This is a genomic window from Stenotrophomonas sp. STEN022 (assembly GCF_056760155.1).
In genome coordinates this window covers 1-5,573 of the sequence record NZ_JBRREG010000161.1, presented here as the reverse complement: position 1 = coordinate 5,573, position 5,573 = coordinate 1, and the positions used below count along the sequence as shown (strand labels likewise).

At 65.4% G+C, this 5,573-nt stretch carries 4 protein-coding genes; all 4 read right to left on the bottom strand.

Annotated features, from left to right (window positions below):
* Nucleotides 1-82: 82 nt before the first annotated feature.
* Complete coding sequence (locus ACVOMF_RS20350) at nucleotides 83-1,639, bottom strand: hypothetical protein (RefSeq protein ID WP_481510885.1); 1,557 nt, start codon at nucleotides 1,637-1,639, stop codon at nucleotides 83-85.
* A gap of 16 nt (nucleotides 1,640-1,655) precedes the next feature.
* Nucleotides 1,656-2,234, bottom strand: coding sequence for a hypothetical protein (locus ACVOMF_RS20345; RefSeq protein ID WP_481510884.1), 579 nt, complete (start codon nucleotides 2,232-2,234; stop codon nucleotides 1,656-1,658).
* 40 nt (nucleotides 2,235-2,274) lie between these two features.
* On the bottom strand, nucleotides 2,275-2,706 hold the full coding sequence (locus tag ACVOMF_RS20340; RefSeq protein ID WP_481510883.1) for an NUDIX hydrolase: 432 nt from the start codon (nucleotides 2,704-2,706) through the stop codon (nucleotides 2,275-2,277).
* 198 nt (nucleotides 2,707-2,904) lie between these two features.
* Nucleotides 2,905-5,271 carry a S9 family peptidase gene (locus tag ACVOMF_RS20335; protein ID WP_481510882.1) on the bottom strand — a complete coding sequence of 789 codons (2,367 nt, stop codon included), beginning with the start codon at nucleotides 5,269-5,271 and terminating at the stop codon, nucleotides 2,905-2,907.
* Nucleotides 5,272-5,573: the final 302 nt, after the last annotated feature.

The window sequence follows — 5,573 nt, the reverse complement described above, 5'->3', positions numbered from 1 at the left end:
TTCTTTGTCGGCGCCCGCGGGTAATTTTTGTTGTTGGGTGTTTGTTCCGCCGCCGCGCGGCCCGGGCCCCGCGCCTCCTGCCTTACTTGCGCAGCGATTTGCCCTTGCTGGGTGTTGCCGGTGCGTCGGCGTCTTCTTCGTTGTCGAGGTCTTCGGCGGCACGCATCAGCTGCGCGCCAAGGCCGGCCATTGCCCAGTTGGTGGTCTCGTAGACATCGCAGGCCACATGGGTGCCCTTGCCGTCGCGCTTGCAGATGGACAGCAGCTTGCCGGGGATGTCTTCGTCGCCGGTGTTCTCGTAGACGCCGCGCAGGTTCTCACAGCCAACGCGCACACCGGCCTGGCACAGTTTCTGGTATGCCGGCGCAGCGGCCTGCCAGTCGCCGGCCAGCGCATGGCGGTGGCCGAGGGTATTGCAGCCCTGCAGCTTGCCGCTGTCGCAGCAGGCCTGCGGGTCACTGCCAAGCGGGCAATCCTGCGGCAGCGGCAGTTCGACGAATACCTTGGGCGCGCTGCACTGATTGTTGCCGCCAGTGCGTTGGTAGACGGCATAGCGGTTCCAGCTGTCGATGCCGAGCAGGCCGCCGTTGCGCAGTGGCTTGAGCACGAAGTCGCCGCCCTTGTCGTGGCGGATATGGACGGCGCCATCCTGCAGGCGTGCGCGCAGTTCGCTGCCCATGCCCATCGTGACCAGGCCATCGTTGCCGAAACCGAGCTCATCCATCAGTCCGGTGCTGGCCTTGTAGTCGCCGCAGGGCAGGCTGCTGGCGGGGCCGACATCAAGGTCGGTGGCGCTCAGTGCAGCCAGGCTTTTTGCACGCTTGCAGGTCATCTCGTCGGCACCGGCCTTGCAGGCCAGCTGCAGTGCTTCGCGCGCGGGCAGGTAGCGCCCGGCATCCCAATGTGCATCGGCGACCTCGCTGCAGAAGCCAGCGTCCGGATGGCTGCGGCACAGCTGCAGCAGTTCGTTCAAGCGTGGCTCGGCGAGGACCGCGGTGTTGCTGCTCAAGGCGCCGGCCAGCGCCTTGGCCATGGCGATACCCAGCACTTCCTTGGCTGCGGCCAGGCAGGCCGCTTCGTTGTACTGCGGGTTGCCTTCCTTGCAGACCGCAGGCTCTTCCAGATCCGGGTCTGGCGTTGCCGCCTGTTGCGCGGCCTGGGCCTCATCGCGGTAGCTGGACAGCAGGCGTTCGCAGGCGAAGGGCAGGTCTTCCTGGCACCACTGGCGCAGCTGCTGCGGCGTCGCCGAGCTGGCGTTCTCGATGCAGCTGTCGATATCGGCACGGCAGCTGTTCGCGGCGGGCGTAGCTGCGGTTTTGCAGCTGCTGCTTGAATCAAGCACGTAGTCGCCGAGGCTGCCGGTGATGCGCTTGCCGTCGCGGCTGAGGCTGTACTCGGTGCTGAAGCCATTGGATACGTCGGCGGCATGCAGGGTATTGCCCTGCTGGCGGATCACGTACTGCGTCGGCGCCAGGCCTTCATAGCGCATCGACGCCTGGCTGCTGCTTTCAACCACGAAGCGGGCCGAGCCCTCTTCTGCGGTATAGCTGCCACAGCTCAGGGTGGCAGCAGCGGCCGGCAGCGCGCTCAGCGCGAGCAAGCCGCCGGCGAGGGCGGAGAGGTAACGTGGGAGGGACATGCAAACTCCGGGGGACTCAACGAAACAGGGCGCGAACGTCGGGGCGACGCAGCTTGATCACCAACCACGCATGCAGCACGGCCAGTGCCAAGGCGGTAACGCCGCCGGTGATCAGCGAGGTCCACAGGCCGACACGCAGTTGCACACGCATCTCCAGACCTTGTGGAGAATTGAGGTAGTCGGCAGGCACCATCGCCTGCATGCTCTCGAACATGCCGTGGATCAGCGGCAGGAAGGCGAAGTTGGCCAGGGCCACCAGCACCAGGAAGACGATGAAGCCGATCCGGCCCCATTCGCGGTGCCTGAGCAAAGCCCATGACACCGCGAGGAACGCGATCGACAGCAGCAGGCCCAATACGCTCAGCGAGATGGCGTGTTCACCGAGCCAGATCACTCCAGCCGGCACCGGCAATCCTTCGTTCTGCATCGCAGCGATGATGTCCATGCGGCCCATCAGTGCCACAACCAGCAGTTGCAGCAGGCTCCAGGCGACGGCCACGGCAGACATCAGCAATGACAGTTTGGCGGTGACGGCGATGAAAGACGCAGCTGCGGAGGGCGCGGCCGGGATTGGTGGGAGCTGGGGTGGGTTCACGATGGTCCGCTACGGATGTGTTGGTGGGTCGTTGCAGGGTTCAGTCGGCTTTCTCTGAGGAGAGCAGCGCGGCACACGCCGCAGGCAGAACGTGCAGGGCGCTCAGCGGTGCCAGCTTCACGCCATGCGGCGGCTGCAGCGGTATCCACGCCAGCTCGGCAATTTCGGCCCGCACCTGCGGCACGCCGGTGATGCGTACCAGGAAGGACTCGCCCTGCACACGGCGGCCGGGTTCGTTGACCGCGATATCTTCGAAGCTGCCAAGTGCTACCGCACTGCTGCCGTCGACCTGCACACCGAGCTCTTCGTGCAGCTCGCGCGCCAGGGTCTGCAATGCGTCCTCACCGGGCTCGCGCTTGCCGCCGGGCTGGATGAAGGTATCCGAGCCGTGTTTGCGCACGACCAGCACACGTTGCTGCGGATCGAGGATGACGGCGGTGACGATGCGGATGGGGTTTTCTGCGGTGGACATGTGCTTCCAGCGGGTAGGGCTCCGTGAGGGGAATGGTACTGGAGGCTTGGGTGGTGGTGGGGTGCTACGTAGGCAGGAGCGGGATCAAGATCAAGATCAAGAGCACCCCTCCCCAGCCCTCCCCTGCGCGTTGCGCAAGGGCGGGGGCAAGCCTCACCCACAAACAACAAGGGCGCCTCGCGGCGCCCTTGTTGATGCTTACTTCAGCTCCTGCTCGAACAGCTTGAGGATGCGCTTGTACTGATCCAGCCAGGAATCGGCACGCGTATAGCCGTGGCGTTCCAGCGGGTAGGGCGCGATCGACCAGTTGTCCTTGTGCAGCTCGATCAGCTTCTGCGTCATGTTGACCGAGTCCTGGAAGAACACGTTGTCATCCATCATGCCGTGCGCGATCAGCAGGTTGTCCTGCAGGCCTTCGGCATATTCGATCGGCGAGGAGATGCGGTAAGCCTCCGGATCGATGTCGGGGGTGTTGAGGATGTTGGCGGTGTAGGCGTGGTTGTACTGGTGCCAGTCACCGACCGGGCGCAGCGCGGCACCGGCCTTGAACGTGCCCGGCGAGCGGAACAGCGCCATATAGGTCATGAAGCCGCCATACGAGCCGCCGTAGATGCCGGCGCGGGCACGGTCGCCCTGCTTGGTCTCAACCAGCCAGTCCAGGCCGTCCAGGTAATCCTCCAGCTCCGGATGGCCCATGTTGCGGTAGATGGCGGTACGCCAGTTGCGGCCATAGCCTTCGCTGCCGCGGTAGTCCATGTCCAGCACGATGTAACCCTTCTGCACCAGCAGGTTGTGGAACATCTGCTCGCGGAAGTAGTTGGAATAACGTGCATGCACGTTCTGCAGGTAGCCGGCGCCGTGCACGAACATGGCGATCGGGTATTGCTTGCCCGGTTCGAGCTTGTCCGGGCCGTAGTACTTGGCCCAGACATGGCCGGCGCCGTGCTTGGACGGCACCTGCACCATCTGCGGCTGCACCCACTCGCGTGCCTTGAATTCGGCGCTGCGGGTATCGGTCAGCTTGAGTGCTTCGCCGCCGCTGACCGGCAGCACCGCAACCTGCGCAGGCAGGTAGGGCGCGGAGTAACGGACCAGCAGCTGCTGGCCATCCGGCGACAGGCTGAAATCCTCCACACCGTCGAGCGCGGTCACTTCACGCACGGCACCGCCGTTGGCGTTGACGTTGCAGACTTCGTAATCGCCCGGCCACTTCTGGTTGCAGACGAAGTAGAAGCTGTTGCCGTCGGCGCTGACCACCGGCGCCGAGGTTTCCCAGTTGCCGGAGGTGATGGCCTTGGGTTTGGCGCTGCCACTCTGCGTGTACAGGTGCGAATAGCCGGATTCCTCGGACAACAGCCACAGGGTGCGGCCGTCCGGCATCCAACCGTAATCGTTGAAGGCCCAGTTGATCCAGCCGCCATCGGTCAGCCGGTGGCGACTCTCCAGGCGTGCGCTGGTGGCGCTGGTGGTGGCGATCCAGCGGTCCTTGTTGTCGTTGGCGCGCAGCATCAGTGCGGCCTGGCTGCCGTCTGCATTCCAGCGGATGCCGCCGCCCATGAAGTCGCTCATCAGTTCCAGCGGACGATTGCCCTTCTGCGCGTCCTTGCCTGCCTTGCGGCGCAGCTCGGCCAGCGGATCGGTGGCGATGCCGGGCAGGTTGTCCAGCGACAGCGCTTCGACCTTGCCGGTGGCTGCATCGGCCAGCCAGAACGCATGCGGTTCGGGATTGTTGCGGCCAACGCGGGTGCGGGTGTCCTCGGCTTCTTCGTAGCCGGACTCGGTGACGTACAGCGGCATCTTGCCGCCGCGGCCTTCCTCGTAACCCTTGGGCTTGGTCACCACGATCAGGTGGCGGGCATCGGGCGACAGTGCGCTGTCGACGATCTCGACAGCGGCGCCGAGGAAGATTGGTGCCGGTGCACGGGTCGGATCGGCCTGGCGCCAACGCTCGCCCTGCTCACGCAGCTCCTCGCGCTGGGCACGGTCGGTGCGCAGGGTGGACAGGGTGCGCATCTGCTGGTCGCGCAGCACGTCGGCCTTGGGCGCGTCGGCCGGGTTCTTGTCGGCCTTCAGCTGGGCGACCTGGCTGGTGACGTTGTTGCGCGGATTCCAGTGGAACCAGTTGTTGCCCACTTCCCAGATCACGCCGCCATCGTTGGCGAAATTGACGCCGCTGGCGCGCTCGTTGCTGCGGGTCAGCTGGGTCAGCGTGCCGTTGCGCAGGTCGCGCACGAACACGTCGCCGTTGCGGACGAAGGCCATGCGCTGGCGGCTGCCGTCATAGACGCGGTCGGCCGCATCGAGGGTGCCGCGCTGGTCATCGGCGACCTGCTGGCCAACGCCACCACTCACCGGCAGGCGGAAGCTGTCACGTACCGCGCTGCCCTGGCGCTTGAGCGTGTATTCGACCTGCTGGCCGTTCCACGACCACCAGGCCGATTCCACCGGCGGCCCGATCCAGTCCGGGTTGGCCATGGCCTGCTCGATGGTGATCGGCGTGGGCGCGGCATGGGCGTTGCCGAAAGCGGTCAACAACAGCAGGGACAGGGGCAGCAGCTTGGGCATCATTCGGCACCGGTGAAAGAGAACCGCGCAAGCGTAGCAGCAGGCCAACGCGGCGGGCTGGGCCACAGGTCATGGAGGCAGGGTTCGGCGGCTGAGCTGCCGGAATCGGCAATGTTTCAGCCGCCCGGATAGCTGGAACAGAAGCGTAGTGCCGAGCCATGCTCGGCAGAGGCTTTACCGGTAATGCCCTGGCCGAGCATGGCTTGTATGTTCCTCCCGGCTCCTACGCGGTATGTAGGAGCCAGGGTGGAGGGACCGTCAACATGATATCTGCGGATAGCAGCCGACAGACGAGCCGAGCG